Raw genomic sequence first — 18,281 nt, 5'->3', positions numbered from 1 at the left:
GAAACCTAACTCGTGGAGGTGTCCGTCGCTGTCGCCGAAATGGTCTGGGTGATGTCATTGACCGCGACCGACGCGCCGACGGAGCCTGCCGTTGTCCCGTTATTGGTCGAGACGGTTATAGCGACACCGCCGGAATCCGCGGTGATTGCCGAATCGTCGCTCGCTTCAAGCGTCAGGTCGCCGGTGGTCGAGACCGCGCTGCCGGCGCCGATATCGGCCAGCGCCTCCGTCTCGACCATGTTCACGGTCACCGCGCCAGCGCCGGAGAAATTGACGGAACTGTTCTTGCCGGAACTGGACGAACTGGTGCTGACGACGCCGGCGACAGCGATCGTCACCGCATCGATGTCGACCTTGGCGTGGGAATCCAGGCGGACTCCGCCCCCGGCTGCGTTCAGCGTGTTGCCCCCGAGCGCGCTCGCCCAGACGAAATTATCGACCTCGTTGACCGTGACCGAGCCGGTGATTCCGGCGTCGCCGCCGCCGAGGGTGATCGTCAGGCCGCCCGTGACGTTGGTCAGATTGGTCTCGCCGGCGCCGCGCAGCAGGATTCCCTGCGCCGCATTGGCCCCGGTATTGTCCGGATTGACCGCGACGCCATTGCCGATTGTGGCCTTGGTCTCGCCCTTCAGGACCGCAACGCCGACCGATGCCGCGATGCCCACCTTGGTGCCGCCGGAGCTGCTGCTGCCGCCGGAGCCACCGCCCTGGCCGCTATTGTCGCTGCCCAGCGAGCCGGACGCCGCGATTGCCAGCAGGAACACGTCGCCATAGCTGATCGCGGTAACGGCAAGACCGCGGACGGATTCCGAGCCCTGATTGCCGTCACCGTCGAAGATTCCATCGTTCACCGAGGCGGTCTTGCCTCCGAGCGCGGTGATGGTGGACCCTGCGCCTACCGTTGCGGTGGTCTGGTCGAGATCGACCACTATGCCGATGGAAACGCCGACCGCCGATCCGCTCAACGAGACGCCGAGCGAACCTGCATAGCTCTCGATCACCGTCTTGCTGTCCGCGGCGACGACAACCGAACCGTCGGCATCGATCGCTGCGGTGCCGGTTGTCGAAGCAGCATCCGTCGGGTCCCGCCCGACCAGCGCCCGCGTAGTGGTATCGTTGACGAGCACATTGAGCCCGCCGGCGCCCGAGCTGCTGTTTCCTGCCCCGGCATTGACGGTGAGCTGGAAAAAGTCCTCCGACGAGGTCGCGTCGACGACGACGTTGCCGCCGGCGGTGACCGTGGTCGCCGCGCCGTTGCGGGTCGCGACCAGAGCTTCGGTCGTTTCGTTAAGTACGGTGACGTCGAGTCCGATGCCGACGCCGCTGCCGCTCTTCTGCCCGGAGCCGATGGTGACTGCGATGCTGCCAGCGAAGTCGATGACGTTGACGTCGCTCGATGCCGTGACCGAGACGTCTCCCGCCGACGCGGTGACCGTCGCTCCGGAGCCTATGCTCGCCCGAGTGGTCACGTCGAGGACGTTGATGACTGCCGAGCCGGCGCCGGTGTCGCCGCCCGAGCCGATGGCCGCGCCTATCGCCAGATTGGTGACGTCGACGCCCGTATCTACTGCCTTGACGAAGGGCGAGACGATCTCAAGCGGCTTGAACGTGGTCGCGGCGCTCACGTCGATATTGCCGGTGTCCGCCGTGACCGTGGCGTCACTGCCGATCGTGGCCAGCGTCTCGACATCGAGGACGCCGATGGTGACCGCTGCGCCAACCGTCGTGTCGGAACCGCCGCCTCCGCCTCCACCACCGGAGATCCTCAAGGCACCGCCGCCGGCGATGTTCTGCATGCCGATGTCCTGGCGCGCGGTGACCGTGACATCGCCGTTGAGCGCCGTGACGGTTGCACCATCCGCGATGCTGGCGCTCACCGTGTTCGGATCGTCAGTCGCCGGTGAACCGAGGACGCTGAAGGCGACCGCGCCGGCGATGCCGAGGCTCGATTTGTCGCCGCCGGTTCCTTGCCCGCCGCCACCGGAACCACCCTGGGTGGTCCCGCCGGTGCTGCTCTGCTGCGAGCCGGCTCCCGAAAGAGCCAACGCCTTGAACGCATTCACCTCGCCGGCGCTGGTGCCAGCCTCGACGGTCACCGACCCTGCTGTCGTGGTGCCATTGCCGAGCCGCGCTGTCGTGTCCATCAGCGCGACGTTGAACGCTACTGCGGCGCTCACATTGTTGGACGAGGACGAGCCTTTGGTGAAGGCGATGCTGACCGCTTCGGCCTGCGCGTCGGCGTCGCTGATCGCTTTGACCGACAGGTCACCGCTGGCATCGATATCCACATCGTCCGCGATCTCAGCCGCGACCTTGGATACGATCACCGTTCCGCCGATCGACGCGGCGATCCTCAGCACGCCACCGGACGTCTGCGTGCCCGCCTGATTGGCGTTGGCGTTACCCTGCCCGCCCGGATTCGTCGTCTGGTTCTGCGACGTCTGGTTGGCGCTCGCCACCTGGGTCTGCGGGGTCGGTTCGGTCAGGCTGGAATTCGTCCTGGCATTCAGGAAACTGGTCTGCGAACCGGTCTGGTTCTGCGAGGTCTGGCCGCCGCTGTTGGCGTTCTTCTCGCCCTCGGCGCTGCCCGTCGCCAGCACCGTCGACGTGATCGTGCCCTTGGCCTCCACTTTCACATCGTCCGCTACCGCCGCGCCCGTCGAGACGCTGCGCTCAAGCCGCGCGCCAACGCCGTCCTCGGTCCACCCGAGCGCGATCGCTGCGCCGACGCCGGTACCGCCAGAACCGGTCACTTCGGCATTGGCTTCGGTCGTCTGGCTGACAACATTGTCCGCCGTGATCGTCAGGTCGCCCTCGATTTCGATGGCCAGGCCCGCCAACACGCGCGCGTCGGTGTTGTTGTCGGAAACCCCCAGCGCGATAGCGCCACCAACCGAAGTGCCGCCCTGTCCAGCGCCGGCGCCGGCGGTCGCCAGCGTGATCAAGCCGTGGCCACCGTCGGCATCGACCGTCAGGTCGTTCGCGGTCACTGTGGCCGAGCCTTTGATTTCGGCCAGCGTGTCGTAGCCGGCATAGCCGACGGCAAAGGAGAGGCCGACGCCCGTGGTCGTTCCCGTCGCCGCGGTCGCCGGAAACGCCCGCGTCAGTGTATAGGTCGTCGTCTCGGCCTTGACGGACGAGGCGCCAATGTCCGTATTGGCATCGTCACCGTCCTGGGCGGTGACGGCCGCACCGTCGCCGAAAATGGCGCTGGTTTCGCCTTCGGCGACGTTGATCGCGACCGAACCCGCCACGCCGATCTTGCCCTTGCTGGCGCCCGATTTGGCGGTCGCGTCGGTCGAATGGCTGGTTTCGGTCAGCTTGTGACCGTCGCCGGTGCCGGACGAGGTGATCTTGATCGCCTCGCCCTTCAGGGCCTTCGCACGATCTTCGGCGAGCTTGATGTTTCCGCTGCCGTCAACGATGGCGAAATAGGTGGTGCCATCGGTCAGGCCGCCGATGTCCGTATTGCCGCCGCCACCGTTGGAATAGACGACCTCGTCACCGGTCACCACGCCGGGCGACGCGAACCGCGCTGCATCGGGATCGAAGGTGATGTCGTCATCTTCCGTGGTATCGGGGCGCTGGAGCTTGTGCGCGTCGCCGGAGCCAAGGCTGGTCAGGTCCACGGCAACACCGTTGTCGGCGTCATCTGCCGATGCTGCGAGTTGGATCAGGCCCTTCTCGCCCTTGATGACGTAATAGTCAGTACCGCTAGTCAGTCCGCCGATGTCGCCGCCGCCACCGTTGGAATAGACGACTTTCTCACCGGTCTCGAGGCCGGCCTGCTCGCCGACGAAGATCGTGTCGGCATCGAGGTCGATGGTCGAGGTCGCCTCGATCTCGCGTTCGGCCATCCCCGCCTCGACGGTGACGCCGTCGCCGGTCACGATAGCATGTTCGATCAAAGCATGGTTCTGGCTGTCCGAGGCGTTGACCGCAACGGCCGCGCCAATGGCGGTGGCGTTCGAGGTGGTCACGGACTTGCCGTCGGCAGTTGCCGCGGCATCGTGATTGGCGAGGCTCTTTACGGTGACGCCGCCCTCTGCAGCGACCGTGATCGGGGCTCCCGACACACCACCAATGACCGCATGCGAAGACGTGTCCTGCACAATATTGATGCCAATGGCCGCCGCCACGCTGAGCGGACCGGACGAAGTATTGGTGCCGGGCGCCGTAGCGCTCGCGCCGCTGGCATTGTTCGCTCCGGCGACCTGGGTATTGGTCTGGCTCTGGGTTGTGTTGCCGCCGTTGTCGCCTTCCTGCTTGGCGCCGGTAGCGCTCGCCTTGGAATCGGCGCGGCTGGCTGCCCGGCTGGTCGCGGCGATTAGCACCGCGCCGCCTGCCGTGACGCTGCGCGCCAAGCCCGCGAGCAGACTGTCCTGCGCGATCGTCAACGCCAGGCTCGCGCCGATCGCCGCGTTGGTGCCCTTGGCCGCGCCATTGGCGGTGGAGGCTGCCTCATTGTCATGTTCGGCCGTGACGGTCAGATCGCCCGTGATCGTCAGCGTCGATCCAGCCAGGATGTCGGCACTCGTGTCGTTGAGCGCGACCGCGGTCGCGACAACCGGAGTGACAGCCGTGCCGCCCGTCGCGCCGCCTTCGGCGGCGGCAAGAACGTCATGGACACCTTTCGCCGAAACGGTGATGTCGGCGGCGCCGGAAACCGCACCGGAAATACGGGCGATCGTATCGTTGTCACCGACGCTGATCGCCACCGAAGCGCCGATGCCCGTCGAGTTACCGCTACCGTCGACGGTGGCCTTGGCGGAGGCCTCGGTGGCGGTAGCGGACTCCGCCGACACCGTCAGGTTAGCGCCGTTCAGATTGACGTTCGCGTCGCTCTCGATCAGCGCCGTGGTGGTGGAGGTGACGACACTGAGGGCGAGCGAGCCGGCGAAACCGGTCTTGCCGCCGTCGCCGACGCCGGACGTGGCCTCGGTCCTGTAGGTGCTGTCGGCATCGAGAGTCGACGTCAGCGCCACGTTCGGGGCTGTGTAACTGCCTGTGCCGCCCAGGGAAACGAGCGTCTTGGGCGCGATGATGCCGATTGCAACGGCGACGCCTACGCCGGTGCCGCCGGAGGGCGGCGGGTCCTGCGCTTCGCCGGTGTTGGACCCGTCGGCGCTGGACGTGATGGTATCGGTAGTCGTCGCTGACAGCGTGATGTCACCAGAACTCGTTATGGAGCCTGAAGTATTGCTGGAGATCTGCGTGACCGGCCTGTAGACGGTTACTGCCACAGCGCCTGCAAATTTGATGGAGCCCTCGGCGGTTTTCGCATTGTTGCTGTCGAGTTGCTGTTCGGACTGGTTTGCACCGCCATTCTCATCGCCACCGCCCTTGGTCGAGATCGCCGAGGTTGTGATGGTGCTGGTGGTCGTCGCGGCGAACGCGACGGACGTCGGCGCAGTGGTGGCGCCGATCGATGCGGAGTCGCTGAATTTCACGCCGGTGGCGGCAACGACCACCGTCGCGGCCACGGTCGCGCCTGCGCCACCCGCCGTTCCGTCCGCGACGTTCTCGATCTCGAACGTCGATGCGGCATCGATACTGACCGCACCGGCTGCGTCGATCGTGCTGGCGCCAAAAATTCCGACTTCGGACTTGGAAATCAGCGTAGTGACCGCGATCGCGGCGTCCAATTTGGCTTCGGTGTCGCTCGAATCCGCCTCGTCGGCAGCCGTGACGGTAACGTTCACAGCGGTGTCGAGATCGACCTTGCCCGTGGCCGAGATATGGGCGCTGGATGAGCCGTCGCCCAATGTGATCGTGGCCTTCGGCAGTCCGACCACGATAGCGCCGCCGATGCTTCCGATCTGACCCTGGCTGGGTGTGAGCGACGAGGTGGCAGTTGCGCTCATCACGACGTCGCCCGCAGTAGCGGTCACACTGCCCGTGACGTTGATGGTGGCGTGCGGCGCCGCCAGATAGAGACCCTTGGTGAGTTCCGTCGGAATGAGGCCGTTGCCTTCGCCGACGGCCTCAAAGTTGACGGACGTGCCGGAGACCGACGCGCCCGCGTTGACATTGATCTCCTCGGCCTTGAAGTGGATCGCTCCGGCGGTCAGGGCGCCGGTCACGATGATGTTGTCGAGTCCATCCTCACCATCGACCGTCAGGCTCGCCGAGCCGAGATTGATGGTGCCCTGGAAGGTGATCGCATCACCCTCAACGAAGGCGGCGATGAGGTTCCCCAAGTTGGCGCCAGCGAATACGTCCTCGCCCAAATATTCATTGAGAAGCGGGAAGAGACCCTGGTCGTTGCCGAGTTTGATCGTGACGGAATTGGTTGGTAGTTCGAACGATGTCTGCTCGAACGTCGGAATGCTTTGCGATGCGACCGTTACGGTCGACCCGCTCATCGTCACGACTGCATTGTCGGAAGCGGCGCTGAGATCGATGGTGACGTTTGCAGCGTTGCCGAGGCTGACCGGCTCGAGGCCGGCATAGGTCAGCACCGCGCCGTCGCGCGTGATGGTGCCGGAATGCGCGTCGTCGGCCTTGTAGACGATTGTGCCGGAATTGCCTTCCAGAACCATGCTGTCGAAGCCGCCGGCGCCGCCGTCCATGACGCCGCTCATCACGCCGCCAGCGGAAACGAAAAAGGTGTCCTCGTTGTCGGCCGAACCCCGAAGGTTCTCGACCTCAACGAAGGACACCCCTGAAACACTACCCGAATCCCGTCCGGTTATGTTCCAGGTGGTGTTTGCCGGAGGGCCGGTCACCGCGTCGCTGCCCGCGCCGCCGCTCAGCAGGATCTTGCCGGCGAGCGCCGTCTCGAAGCCGTCGTGGACGATAGTGTCGTCGCCCGCGCCGGCGTCAATTGTGAGCTTAACGTCCGGATGCAGGAAATTGTAGGTAAGCGCGCCGCCGGCGCCGACCGCGTCGATGCTTGAGATACCGTCGCCCACGGTCCCGTTGTCGCCGATCCTGAGCGTCTGACCCTGCCCCGTCGCGTCCCGGAAGATGCGGTTACCGGCCGCGCTCCCATCCAAAACAGTGCCGACGCCGGTGAAGCCGATCGTCTGCGGTCCGGCCGCGCCGCTGACTGCGACCGCTCCGGCGCCGTCGCCGGTCATCGTCACTGTGACGTCTGTGAAGGCCCCGCCCGTCAGCGCCAGCACATCGTCACCGTCACCGCCTTCGAAGTCGATTTCGACCCCCTGCAGGAATTCCTTGGCGAAGTCGACCGTCAGCCGGTCGTTTGCAGCGGTGCCGACGACACGGATAAAGTTGATTTCCTGCGCGCTGCGGCTGTCGATCAGCATGCCGCTTCGGTCGTCGAAAACCTGAACGGCTTGGATAAGATTGTCGTACTTCAAGGAATAGTGCGCGCCGCTCGCGTCGCCCGTCATGTCGACCTGGAAGGGGATTATGTCGGCCGAGAGCAGGAAACGCGGCTCTAACGGCTCCAACCTGAGACCAGGGAGATGACTGGTGGCGGAGTGCGAATGCCGGTGTGCCTTGCGTTTCCTTCCCCACCCAAGCAGTCGCGCCCACATGCTTCTTCCGGCATTTCGTGATTCTTGCACCGTTTCACGCGATGACGGACCCACGCCGAATGAACGCAGCATCTCCAAGCCTCCCCGCTGGACACGAAACCGTTGCTTCATACCATGCTAATTCTTCCGGCGCCATGGGAAGAACCTCCCCGGGCGTCAGTTTTTCGTAATTTGATGGATGGCAGCGAGATTAACGCGGGAATCCAATGACTTCTCACCAACAATATAGAATTTTATACATTAAAATAGAACTTCTTCCGTTAAACATACTCACTATGCCCCAGCCATACTTACGGAAACTGCAGGGCGCGACTAAAACTGCGCCGGCTTAAGAAGTCCCGCGCCCCTTCGGCATCGAGCATGTACGGAACAGGCTCAGGATTTGAGCGACAAGACATCGGACTGCCGCAGGCGGCCGGCGAAACATATGGATCGCGGATACCACTCCTGTAATCTGGTTCGCCAACCCATTTCCTTCGTATTCTCTCGTGTGGTCTGGCGAACCTGATGACGACAAACGAGATTAACTACTAGCTTCGAGATATCGACGCTGTGGCTGCGGGTCGCCAGGAACTTCCTCCTAGTGAATGACCGAAATGGGCCGATAGCGGTCCGTCGGCTTCACGCGACCAAAACCAGATATCTGACAACCTTAGCCAACGCCCGGACACAAGCGCAGGCCTGCTTACGGTGTCAATCTGGTACCCGTTGCTCAAATGGTTTCGGCCTACGCCATGCAGCAGTCCGCGTCGGCCTATTCGCTTAACAGGTTCCGCAACCTGTCAAAAACTGCATTGAGCAGAGAGCGAAGCGACGGGCTTGTCGGGCGTTTCGCCATTTCATGGCCGATTCTTTCAGGGAGGCCAGTTATCTGGCATAGACTATTAAGTGCTTAAAACAAGTCGCAGGTCAATCTGCTCGTGCGGCGGCTAACAGCGAGATGAATTGTAGTCAATACTCAAGCTCGCTAGATCACCGCCTCTTCGAGGAACGGCTCGTTGCGCGGAATGCGTTCGTAGCAAAAGGGCGATAGATCCAGCGTCTGGAAGGTGCCGTGGACGATCAGCTCCGACACAGCCCGACCGACCGCTGGCGACTGCTGCAAGCCGTGCCCTGAGAAACCGTTGGCGAACATGAAGTTCTTCACGTCGGGGTGAAAGCCGACGATGCCATTGTGGTCGAGCATGTTGTATTCGTAGTGGCCGGTCCAGCTCGTCTGTACCTTCAACGCATCGAAGGCTGGAATGCGATGCCAGAGCGCCGGCCAGATATGGTCATCGAACTCCTCGAAATGCATCTCGAAGTCGTCATAGTCGGCAGGCCCGTCGCCCTGCGGCGTGTTGCCGGTGAGGAAAAGCTCGCCTTCCGGGCGCACGAATGTGCCGGAAAGGTCGATGACATTGGGCATCCGGCCCGGAATCGGATTAGCGCTGGCGAAGACGAAGCTGTAGCGCTTGTAGGGTGCGACCGGGATCGACAACCCGGCCATCGCGGCAACCTGCTGCGCTCTTGGACCGGCCGCGTTGACCAGCGTTCCGCAAGCGACCGTCTCACCTGTCGCGAGGCGGACCGAGACGACACGCCCGTCAACGACATCCAGCGCCGTCACGGCATTGTCGATATATTCGACTCCGCTGCCGCGGGCGGCGCGGCGGAAGCCGTTCAACATGCCCATGGAATCGAACCAGCCCTCTTCGCGAGCGCCCCACGAGCCGCCGCCGAGATCGTCGACATTCAGCCACGGAAAACGTTCCTTCAACGCGCCCGGTTCGAGGAAGACCGTATGGGCGCCAAGGCCGCGCTGCAGCTCGACCCGTTCGCGCGCAGCGTCCACGCCCTCGGGAGAGCAGCAATAGAGATATCCATGTTCCTTGAAGCCGAGATCGGGTGCCGGCTCATTCGTGTAGAACGGCGCCATCCGCTCCTGGAAGCTCCGGATGATCTCGATGCCGAACTGGCTGATCTTCACATTGATCGGATTGGAATATTGCTGGCGAATGGCGCTGGTGGAAAGCGCGGTCGAGGAAAATTCGTAGCTCGAATCGCGCTCTACCACGAGGATCGAGGCGCGATTGCCAAGCGCCTGGGTAAGCCAGTAGGCCGTCGACGAGCCGACGACGGCGCCGCCGACGATGACGATGTCATAGGCGCTGCGCGAAGGTGCCTTGTAAGGAGGGATCGCCACGTCTGTTCTCCGCTCTACTGGTTGAACGACGCGACCAGGGCATCCGAGCCCCGCGCCAGCAAGCCGAGGTCCGAGCCGACGGCCACCATGGTGAAGCCGTCGGCGAGATAGCGGTCCGCGTCGGCTTTGACGGGCGCGAGGATGCCGCTCGCCTTGCCTGCCGATGCAGCGGCTTTGCGAACGGACGATATCGCCTGCTGCACATGAGGGGCGCCGGGGTTGCCCATGGCGCCCATATTCGTGGAAAGGTCGCCCGGCCCGACAAACAGAACGTCGACCCCGTCGACCGCCGCGATCTCGGCGGCATTGGCGACACCGGTTTCATCCTCGATCTGGACGGCTAGCAGCTGCTGCTCACGCGCTTTCGCATGATAGCCGGCGATGCGGCCGAAGGCGTTGGCGCGATGGCCGACCGAGAAGCCGCGAAAGCCGCCCGGGGCATAGGTCATCGCGCCGACGATGCCGCGCGCCTGATCCGCCGTGCGTACGTTCGGGATCATCAGGCTGCGGGCGCCGATGTCCATCGCCTGCTTGATGAGGTTCGCGTCGTCCGACGGCAGGCGCACCACCGCCTCGCATGGAAAGGCCGCCGCGACCTGCAGCTGCGCCATGATGCCGCGCAGATCGTTAGGGCTGTGCTCGCCATCGATCAGCAACCAGCCGGCCCCAGAGCCTGCCACCACCTCGGTTGTGAGCGCCGAAGCCAGCGAGCACCAGATGCCGATATGCGGCCGGCCAGCCTGCACGGCAGCTTTCACCGAATTGACGCGCTCCTGCATTTTGCGATCGGTCTCCCAGCCAGAAGAAGGTGCGTTGAAATTTGTATGATGTCCTATATCATATGGCTAACGTGAGCTGCAAGATGGCTCTAACCGCCGCGGGTGTTGTACATGAAGATTGGTTTCATCGGACTGGGCGTCATGGGAGCGCCGATGGCGAGACATCTCGCCTATGCCGGATATGAGATCGTCACGGTCCTCAATCGCTCCCCTCTTCCGACGGACCTGAACGCATCGGTCGTCACCTCCGCCGCCGAGGTGGCGCGGATGTCCGAGATCGTCATCACCATGCTGCCCGACACACCTGACGTGGAGCGTGTGCTGCTCGGACAGAACGGCGTGCTGGAAGGAACTTCGGCCGGCAAGCTGGTCATCGACATGAGCTCGATCAGCCCGATCGACACGGCCGAATTCGCAGCGAAGTTCAGGCAAGCGGGAACCGGCTATCTCGATGCGCCGGTTTCTGGCGGCGAGGTCGGCGCCAAGGCGGCCAGCCTCACCATCATGGTCGGCGGACCGGCTTCCGAGTTCGAGCGGGCGCTGCCGATTTTCCAGAAGCTCGGCAAGAACATCAATTTGATCGGCGAAACGAACGGCGCGGGCCAGACCTGCAAGATCGCCAACCAGATCATCGTCGCGCTTAACATCGAAGCCGTCGCCGAAGCGCTGGTGTTCGCCAGCAAGGCCGGCTGCGATCCGGCCAAGGTGCGCGACGCCCTGATGGGCGGCTTTGCCTCCTCGCGCGTCCTCGAGGTGCATGGCGAGCGTATGATCGCGCGCACCTTCGCGCCGGGCTTTCGCATCAAGCTGCACCAGAAGGATCTCAATCTGGCGCTCGAAAGCGCCCGCGCGCTCGGCGTTGCCTTGCCGGGCACCGCAACGGCGCAGCAGCTGATGAATGCCTGTTCGGCCCGGGCGGGCGGCGCGGAGGCCGACCATTCGTCGCTCGTGCGGGCGCTGGAAATCCTGAGTGATCACGAACTGTCAAACGGAAAGGAATAACCGATGCGCGGAACCGGCAAGGCCGACATCTTCGTCATGCTGGCCCATCCCGTGGGCCATGCGAAGAGTCCCGGAATCTTCAACGAAATCTTCGAGCAGAAGGGGCTCGACAGCCTGATGGTGCCGCTGAGCTGCCGTCCGGAGGATTTCGACACTTTTTGGGCCGGCATTACGGCGGCGGAGAACATCCGTGGCGTGATCATCTCGGTGCCCTATAAGGTTCCGGTCTATCACAAATGCGCGGCAGCCCATGATCGCGCATCGCGCGTGCAGAGCGCCAACTCGGTGCGCCGACAGGCGGACGGCAGCTGGTATGCCGACAATTTCGACGGCGTCGGCTTCATCGATGGCCTGAAGGCAGGCGGACACCAGATCGCCGGCAAGCGGATCCTCCAGGTCGGCGCCGGCGGCGCGGGCTCCTCGCTGACCTATTGCCTTGCCGAGGAAGGTGCCGCCGAGATCCGTCTCACCGATGTCGACAAGGACCGCGCGCAAAAGCTAGCTGCGCTGGTCAACGAGTCGTTCCCCAAGTGCCGCATCGAGGTTGGCGAGCCCGATCCATCCGGCATGGATATGGCGATCAACGCGACGCCCGCCGGCCTGAAAGCCAGCGATCCGCTGCCGATGGATGTGAGCAAGCTGACACCAGACATGACCGTGGTCGACATCATCATGGAGCCGGCCGAAACGCCATTGCTGAAGGCGGCGAAGGCGATCGGCTGCCGCATCCAGCCCGGGCGCCCGATGATGGATTTCCAGGTCGAGGCCATGGCCGCCTTCTTCGACATCGACCGCAAGGATCGCCGCAATGGCTGACATACTGACCGCGGTCCTCATCGGCGGCACGTCCGGCATCGGCCGTGCGATGGCCGAACGCTTCGCCGAGGATGGCTATCAGGTGGTCGTCGCCGGCCGCGATGCCATCAGAGGCAAGGAAGCTGCCGGCGCCTGCGAGAATGCGGGCGCGCCGCGCGCGCTGTTTGTCCAGACCGATGTTGGCGATCCCGCCTCGGTCGAAGCGCTGGCGCGGGCTGTCGGCGATGCCTTCCGCACGCCGCACGTCGTGATTAACTGCGCCGGCATCCTCCAGAGCGGCAAGCATGTGCTCGACCAGGACCTCGACGAAGACGAGCAGATGTGGCGCATCAACTATCGCGGCACGCTGCTTGGCTGCCAGGTGTTCGGCCGCCTGATGTCGGCCGCCGGTCGCGGCGCGATCCTCAATGTCGGCTCCCTCGCCTCATTCGCGCCGCTGTCGCTCCCGGCTTACACGCCCGGCAAGCATGCGGTCCTGGCCCTTACCCAGATGCTTGCCGCCGAGCTTGGCCCGCATGGCGTTCGCGTCAACGCCGTGGCGCCCGGCTACACGCTGTCCGATGGATTGAAGGCAAAGATCGCGAAGGGCGAGCGCAACCCGCAAGCCATCCAGGCCACCACGGCGCTCCGCCGCTTCGTCGAGCCGCGCGACGTCGCCGAGGCGGCTTTGTTCCTCTGCTCCGACCGTGCTGCGTCGATCACCGGCGTCACCCTTCCTGTCGATGCCGGCTGGCTCGTACAGGCGCCTTACGCGCAATACCTGCAGGGCAATCCTATCCGGCAGACGCCGGCAATCTGACAAGGTCAATCCAATGAGCGATATCCAGCGCTTCGATTTCGAAACCCGCATCCATCACGGCGTCATCCACAACGGCACGCTCTACCTGACCGGCCAGGTCGCCCGGCCTGGCCAGTCTGCAGCCGATCAGATGCGAGAGGTGCTTGGCAAGATCGATGCGCTGCTTGCCAAGGCGGGCACCGACAAGACCCGCATCCTTCATGTCCAGATGTGGCTGGACGACGTGCGCGATTTCGATGAGGTCAACACCGTCTGGGACGCCTGGATGCCGAAGGAGCATGCGCCGGCGCGCTCCTCCGGCGAAGGACGCATGGCCAAGCCCGGAATGCTGGTCGAGTTGATCGTCACCGCGGCGGTTTGAATGGTCTTGCCGGTTCGGGCATCATCCCGAATCTGGACTTGAGCGAAAGGACGTCAATGACGAAGCGCAAGCCACTTTCCACCCTTGTGGCGGAGAGCCTGGCCGAAAAGATCCGCTCCGGACAGTTGCAGCCCGGCGCGCAACTGCCGACCGAGGCGGAGCTTTGCGCCGAATACGATGTCAGCCGCACCGTCGTACGCGAAGCCGTGGCGCGGCTGCGCTCGGAGGGCATGGTGGTGCCGCAGCAGGGGCGCGGCATGTTCGTCAGCCAAACGCCTGCGCCGCGCAATTTCTCGATACCGGACGAGACGCTGAGGACCTTGCCGGAAACCATTGCTTTGCTTGAGCTCAGGTTGAGCGTCGAAGTGGAATCCGCAGGGCTCTGCGCGGAGCGCCGGACCGACAAGGACGCAGGCGATATCCGCGCCATGATGGAACAGGTTGACGCCCAGCAGGCCGATCCCGCAGCCGTCCAGATCCACTACGACTACGACTTCCATCTCGCGATCGCCAAGGCCGCGCGCAACGAATTCATCCACGGCTTCCTGAGCTATCTCGGGCCGATAATCGTGCCGCGCTTCCAGCTCGGCTATGTGGTCGAGCCTGCCCTGAAGGACAGCTATTACGCGCGCATCCACAACGAACACAAGGCAATCGTCGACGCCATCGAAAGGCAGGACGGCCGCGCTGCCCGTCAGGCCATGCGCAAGCACCTGCACAACAGTCTCGGGCGGGTGCGCGCCCTCGCCCGGGCCTCGGGCGTCGAGGCGACGGACGCCGAGCAGAAGGCGGCAGCGGCCTCACTTTTCACCGATATGAAGCGGCCCGTGCAGACCGGCGGATAAGGCCTGGGTATCAGGGTCTCCTGGAGCAAATACGGCTACACGTCGCGAAAGCCATGTTTTTGCTCCACCAGCAGTCGCTAACCGCTTCGCCCACACTGAAAACGTCGATTTCTCACTGTTTCCTTGGCTTTTCGGCTTTGGCGACTGCGTGGACACACTCACGGGTTTCGGGAACGACAAGCGCTTTCGAAAGTTTATCTTTCCTTTTTGCTGGTTTTCTTGGTTTCGCGGCACCGGCCCAGGCCGCAAACTGAAACCTAGGCAATCGGGGAAGCCCACGTGACGACAGCCTTCATCACAGGTGCGACGAGCGGCATAGGGCGGGCCATGGCGGTCGCGTTGAGCGACGCCGGCTATGACGTCTACGCCGTCGGGCGCAGCCAAGCCGCGCTCAAGGAGTTGCAGGCCGAACGACCCGGCATCGTGCCGATCGCCGTCGACGTCACCGACCGCGAGGCGCTGGAATCGGTCGTGGCGGATCTCACCATCGACGTGCTGATCAACAACGCAGGCATCATGCCGCCGCTCGGCAATTTCGCCGACATGAAGATCGCCGACATCGACACCGCGCTCGAGGTGAACGTCAGCGCGGCGATCCTGCTCACCCGGCTCGTCGTGCCGCAGATGCGCGAGCGGCAGTCGGGGCATATCCTGTTCACCGGCTCTTCCGCCGCCCATGCGGCATTCCCCAACGTCGCCGTCTATTCCGCCACCAAGGCGGCACTCGCCGGCTTCGCCGCCGCGTTACGCGCCGACCTTTCCCCCCATGGCATCCGCGTGACCGAGATAGTGCCCGGGCGCGTCGAAACGCAGCTCTACAAGGACATCCTCGACCCGGAGGCGAGAGCCGCCATGTACGCCGGCAACGTCGCCGTGCAGCCGGACGACGTGGCCAAAATGGTCGTCGCCCTGCTCGGCCTACCGGCATCGGTCGACGTGACCCGCTTCGACATCATGCCGACCCGGCCGACCAGCCCGAGCGGCAGCAAGCAAGGAAAATAGGATGAAAGATCTTTCCGTTCTCATCGTTGGTGGCGGCGCCGGCCTCGGCGCGCTTTTGGCTCGCATGGCGGTAGAGGCCGGGGCGGCAAAGATCGGCATCATCGACATCAACCAGGGCGCCGCCGAATCCGCGCTGGAGCCCGCCAAGGCCAAGGGCCTGCCGACGGCCACCGCGACCTGCGACATCCAGGTCGGTCCTCAGTGCCACACCGCCTTCGACGCCATCGTTTCGACGCTCGGGCGCGTCGACACGCTGATCAACTGCGCCGCGATCTATCCGCGCCGCCCGCTCCTCGAGATTACCGATGCCGAGTGGGACGCCTCCAACGGCATCAACATCAAGGGCACCTATCACATGATGGTGGCGGCGGTTCGCCACATGCAGTCGCAGGAGCCGAAAGCCCAGGTGCGCGGACGGATCGTGAACCTGACTTCGGTGGATGCTTTCAAGGCGCACCCGCAGAACGCCCACTACGCGGCAACCAAGGCGGCGGTCGTCAGCCTGACGCGTTCCTTCGCCCATCACGTGGCCAAGGACGGTATCCTGGTGAATTCGGTGGCGCCGGCCGGCATGGCCACGGAGAAGGCTAAAGCCCTCGGCTTTCTGGAGGAACTGGCCAAGGCGAGCCCGCTCGGCCGCGGCGCCGAGCCGACCGAGATTGCCGAGTGGGTGCTCATGACCGGTGGCCCCAAGAACACCTACATGACTGGCGAAAACGTAATCGTTTCAGGTGGTTACATCTACGCCTGACGCAACTTCCGCTGCCGACAGGCGGCGGAAGATGCGGCAGTGCATGAATGAGCGGAGTCTCGAACAAACGGAGGCGGAACTTAGATGACCGGCAAGCTTCGCCTTCCCTCGCTGAATGCGCTGCGTGTCTTCCACGCCGTTGCGCAGCACAAGAGCTTCCGGCAGGCGGCCGACGAACTGCTGGTTACGCCGCAGGCGGTCGGCCAGCAGATCAAGCTCCTGGAAGACACGCTCCAGGTGACGCTGTTCGAGCGCAAGGGGCGGTCGATCGAGCTGACGGAGTCGGCGATCCTGCTGTCGCACTACGTCAAGGCTGGCTTCGACGAGTTTTCGGAGGGTGTCCGCCGCGTCACCAAGTCGAACTACCGGGACCGCATCAACCTCAATGCGAGCCCGTATTTCGCCACGCACTATCTGCTGCCAAGGCTCTCGCTGTTCCGCGAAATCCTGCCGGGCGCCGACCTGCGCCTGACGACGATGGTCGACCTGCCCGATTTCGGGCGCGACGACATCGATATGACGGTCCTGTGGGGTTACGGCGGCTGGCCCGAATACGAGACCACCCTGCTGGTGCCGGACCCCAAGATCATCTGCTGTACGCCGGCGATCGGCGAGAAGATCAAGTCGGCGCAGGACCTGACAAGCTTCACGCTGCTCGACACCGTCAAGTCGAAGCGCCTGTGGCCGGACATATTGCGCCACCTCGCCGTGGAGCAGACCGAGGGCGACCGCAGCATCAGCTTCGACGACGCGGCCACCATGCGCCGCGCGACCCTGCAAGGCATCGGCGTGGGCCTGGTCTCGGTGATCGACGCCGAGGAAGATTTGCGGTCGGGCGCACTGGTGGCGCCGATCGGCCGCGACGCCATTGCCGATATGAGGCCGGAGGAAGTTCCAGGCTTCTACCTCGTCGTCCCGCGCGGGCATCTGCGCGTCAAGGCCGTCGCCGCCCTGCACCGGTGGCTCGCCCAACAGGATTGGGGAAGCGATCTCAAGCTCTCCTCCTTGCCGAAACCGGCTCCGCTCTCCGACTAGGAGCGGCTTCGCGACTGAGTTCCGAACGCTGTTTCGGATCTCCAACAACAAGAAACGGAACAACCTCAACAGTGGAGACAACAAACATGAAAATGATGCAATGGGGGGCTGCGGCCCTGGCCCTTGGCCTGGTTCATTTCTCGGCGCCGGCGCAAGCTGCCGGCGGCAAGACGCTCGAGACCGTCAAGGCGCGCGGCGTACTCAACTGCACCGGCCATGACGGCTCCTATCTCGGCTTCGCCGAAGTGGACGACAAGGGCAACTGGAAGGGCATGGACATCGACCTGTGCAGGGCGGTGGCCACGGCCGTGTTCGGCGATCCGGCGAAACTGAAGGTCGTTCCGATCAGCTGGGCGCAGCGCTGGCCGTCGCTGCAGTCGGGCGATGTCGACATCATCATCAAGGCCTCCGGCGGCACGCTCAGCCGCGACACCGAACTCGGCCTGCAATTCTCCATGTCGTACTACCTCGGCACGACCAAGGTGATGGCGCACAAGGAGCTCAATCTGAAGTCGCTCAAGGACGCCGATGGCGGCTCCATCTGCATTCCCGCCGGCACGACCATCGAGCAGCAGGTTGCCGCCTATGCGCAGAAAGTCGGGATCAAGCTGGAGCCGGTCGTCATCGAAAAGACGGAAGAACTCGAACAGGCATATTTCTCGGGCCGCTGCGACATGTACGCCCAGTGGGGCCCGGTCCTTGCAATCGCGCGTGTCGCCAAGGGCAAGGTCGACGACCATGTGATCCTGCCCGACGTGCTTGCGGTCGAACCCGAGGTCATGATCGTGCGGCAAGGCGACGACAACTGGGTCGACGTCGCCAACTGGACGCTCACCGCCCTGCTGTTCGCCGAGCAGGAAGGCATCACCTCCAAGAATGTCGACGAGATCAAGGCCAAGCCCACGTCTCCGGCGGTCGCCAAATTCCTCGGCGTCTCGCCGGGCATGGGCAAGGGTCTCGGGCTCGCCGACGACTGGGCCTACAACGTGATCAAGAAGGTCGGCAACTACTCCGAGATCTTCGATCGCGATCTCGGCAAGGAGTCGCCCTACAAGATGGATCGCGACCTGACCAACCTCTGGAACAATGGCGGCGTCCTGTTCCCGCTGGTGATCGACTGATCCGCTTCTAAACGTATCCCGCGATAGGTTCTGCCTGGCTCTCGCCCGGCGGAACCGGCGGCTATTCAGGAAGGATTGGC

Annotated in this window: 12 protein-coding genes; 9 read left to right on the top strand and 3 right to left on the bottom strand. The window is 64.0% G+C overall.

Annotation, left to right across the window (positions count from 1 at the left end; all coding sequences use genetic code 11):
* Nucleotides 1-5: 5 nt before the first annotated feature.
* The 3 genes from EJ067_RS27260 to EJ067_RS27250 form a co-directional block, all read right to left on the bottom strand.
* Nucleotides 6-7,418 (bottom strand): LEPR-XLL domain-containing protein, encoded by a 7,413-nt coding sequence (locus tag EJ067_RS27260; protein WP_189510130.1) that lies wholly within the window; start codon nt 7,416-7,418, stop codon nt 6-8.
* Between the two features lie 1,054 nt (nt 7,419-8,472).
* Complete coding sequence (locus EJ067_RS27255) at nt 8,473-9,690, bottom strand: FAD-binding oxidoreductase (protein ID WP_126088259.1); 1,218 nt, start codon at nt 9,688-9,690, stop codon at nt 8,473-8,475.
* Between the two features lie 14 nt (nt 9,691-9,704).
* Nucleotides 9,705-10,469, bottom strand: a complete 765-nt coding sequence (locus EJ067_RS27250; RefSeq protein WP_126088258.1) for an aldolase/citrate lyase family protein — start codon at nt 10,467-10,469, stop codon at nt 9,705-9,707.
* A 111-nt stretch (nt 10,470-10,580) separates the two neighbouring features.
* Here EJ067_RS27250 and EJ067_RS27245 point away from each other — a divergent pair, with 111 nt between their 5' ends.
* The 9 genes from EJ067_RS27245 (at nt 10,581) to EJ067_RS27205 (ending at nt 18,201) form a co-directional block, all read left to right on the top strand.
* Entirely contained in the window at nt 10,581-11,471 is an 891-nt protein-coding gene (locus EJ067_RS27245) for a 2-hydroxy-3-oxopropionate reductase (protein WP_126088257.1), read from the top strand.
* Between the two features lie 3 nt (nt 11,472-11,474).
* Nucleotides 11,475-12,287, top strand: a complete 813-nt coding sequence (locus tag EJ067_RS27240) for a shikimate dehydrogenase (RefSeq protein ID WP_126088256.1) — start codon at nt 11,475-11,477, stop codon at nt 12,285-12,287.
* Nucleotides 12,280-13,086, top strand: coding sequence for an SDR family oxidoreductase (locus tag EJ067_RS27235; RefSeq protein ID WP_126088255.1), 807 nt, complete (start codon nt 12,280-12,282; stop codon nt 13,084-13,086). Before EJ067_RS27240 ends, EJ067_RS27235 begins: the two co-directional genes overlap by 8 nt.
* A 13-nt stretch (nt 13,087-13,099) precedes the next feature.
* Nucleotides 13,100-13,447: a RidA family protein gene (locus EJ067_RS27230; RefSeq protein ID WP_126088254.1), complete on the top strand. Its 348-nt coding sequence runs from the start codon at nt 13,100-13,102 to the stop codon at nt 13,445-13,447.
* 56 nt (nt 13,448-13,503) lie between these two features.
* Nucleotides 13,504-14,292, top strand: coding sequence for a FadR/GntR family transcriptional regulator (locus tag EJ067_RS27225; protein WP_189510128.1), 789 nt, complete (start codon nt 13,504-13,506; stop codon nt 14,290-14,292).
* A 279-nt stretch (nt 14,293-14,571) separates the two neighbouring features.
* Complete coding sequence (locus EJ067_RS27220; RefSeq protein ID WP_126088252.1) at nt 14,572-15,294, top strand: SDR family oxidoreductase; 723 nt, start codon at nt 14,572-14,574, stop codon at nt 15,292-15,294.
* 1 nt (nt 15,295) lies between these two features.
* Nucleotides 15,296-16,045 carry an SDR family oxidoreductase gene (locus tag EJ067_RS27215; RefSeq protein WP_126088251.1) on the top strand — a complete coding sequence of 250 codons (750 nt, stop codon included), beginning with the start codon at nt 15,296-15,298 and terminating at the stop codon, nt 16,043-16,045.
* An 84-nt stretch (nt 16,046-16,129) separates the two neighbouring features.
* Entirely contained in the window at nt 16,130-17,080 is a 951-nt protein-coding gene (locus EJ067_RS27210; protein WP_126088250.1) for a LysR substrate-binding domain-containing protein, read from the top strand.
* A gap of 86 nt (nt 17,081-17,166) precedes the next feature.
* Entirely contained in the window at nt 17,167-18,201 is a 1,035-nt protein-coding gene (locus EJ067_RS27205; protein ID WP_126088249.1) for an amino acid ABC transporter substrate-binding protein, read from the top strand.
* The last annotated feature ends 80 nt before the right edge of the window (nt 18,202-18,281 follow it).

The sequence above is a fragment of the Mesorhizobium sp. M1D.F.Ca.ET.043.01.1.1 genome (genome assembly GCF_003952385.1).
In the GTDB taxonomy this organism is placed as follows: Bacteria; Pseudomonadota; Alphaproteobacteria; order Rhizobiales; family Rhizobiaceae; genus Mesorhizobium.
This window is presented reverse-complemented; position numbering and strand designations above follow the sequence as displayed.

Coding starts and splice junctions, on each gene's coding strand:
- EJ067_RS27225 (WP_189510128.1), top strand. CDS start 13,504: ATGACGAAGCGCAAGCCACTTTCCACCCTTGTGGCGGAGAGCCTGGCC.
- EJ067_RS27240 (WP_126088256.1), top strand. CDS start 11,475: ATGCGCGGAACCGGCAAGGCCGACATCTTCGTCATGCTGGCCCATCCC.
- EJ067_RS27215 (WP_126088251.1), top strand. CDS start 15,296: ATGAAAGATCTTTCCGTTCTCATCGTTGGTGGCGGCGCCGGCCTCGGC.
- EJ067_RS27250 (WP_126088258.1), bottom strand. CDS start 10,469: ATGCAGGAGCGCGTCAATTCGGTGAAAGCTGCCGTGCAGGCTGGCCGG.
- EJ067_RS27230 (WP_126088254.1), top strand. CDS start 13,100: ATGAGCGATATCCAGCGCTTCGATTTCGAAACCCGCATCCATCACGGC.
- EJ067_RS27235 (WP_126088255.1), top strand. CDS start 12,280: ATGGCTGACATACTGACCGCGGTCCTCATCGGCGGCACGTCCGGCATC.
- EJ067_RS27205 (WP_126088249.1), top strand. CDS start 17,167: ATGAAAATGATGCAATGGGGGGCTGCGGCCCTGGCCCTTGGCCTGGTT.
- EJ067_RS27245 (WP_126088257.1), top strand. CDS start 10,581: ATGAAGATTGGTTTCATCGGACTGGGCGTCATGGGAGCGCCGATGGCG.
- EJ067_RS27210 (WP_126088250.1), top strand. CDS start 16,130: ATGACCGGCAAGCTTCGCCTTCCCTCGCTGAATGCGCTGCGTGTCTTC.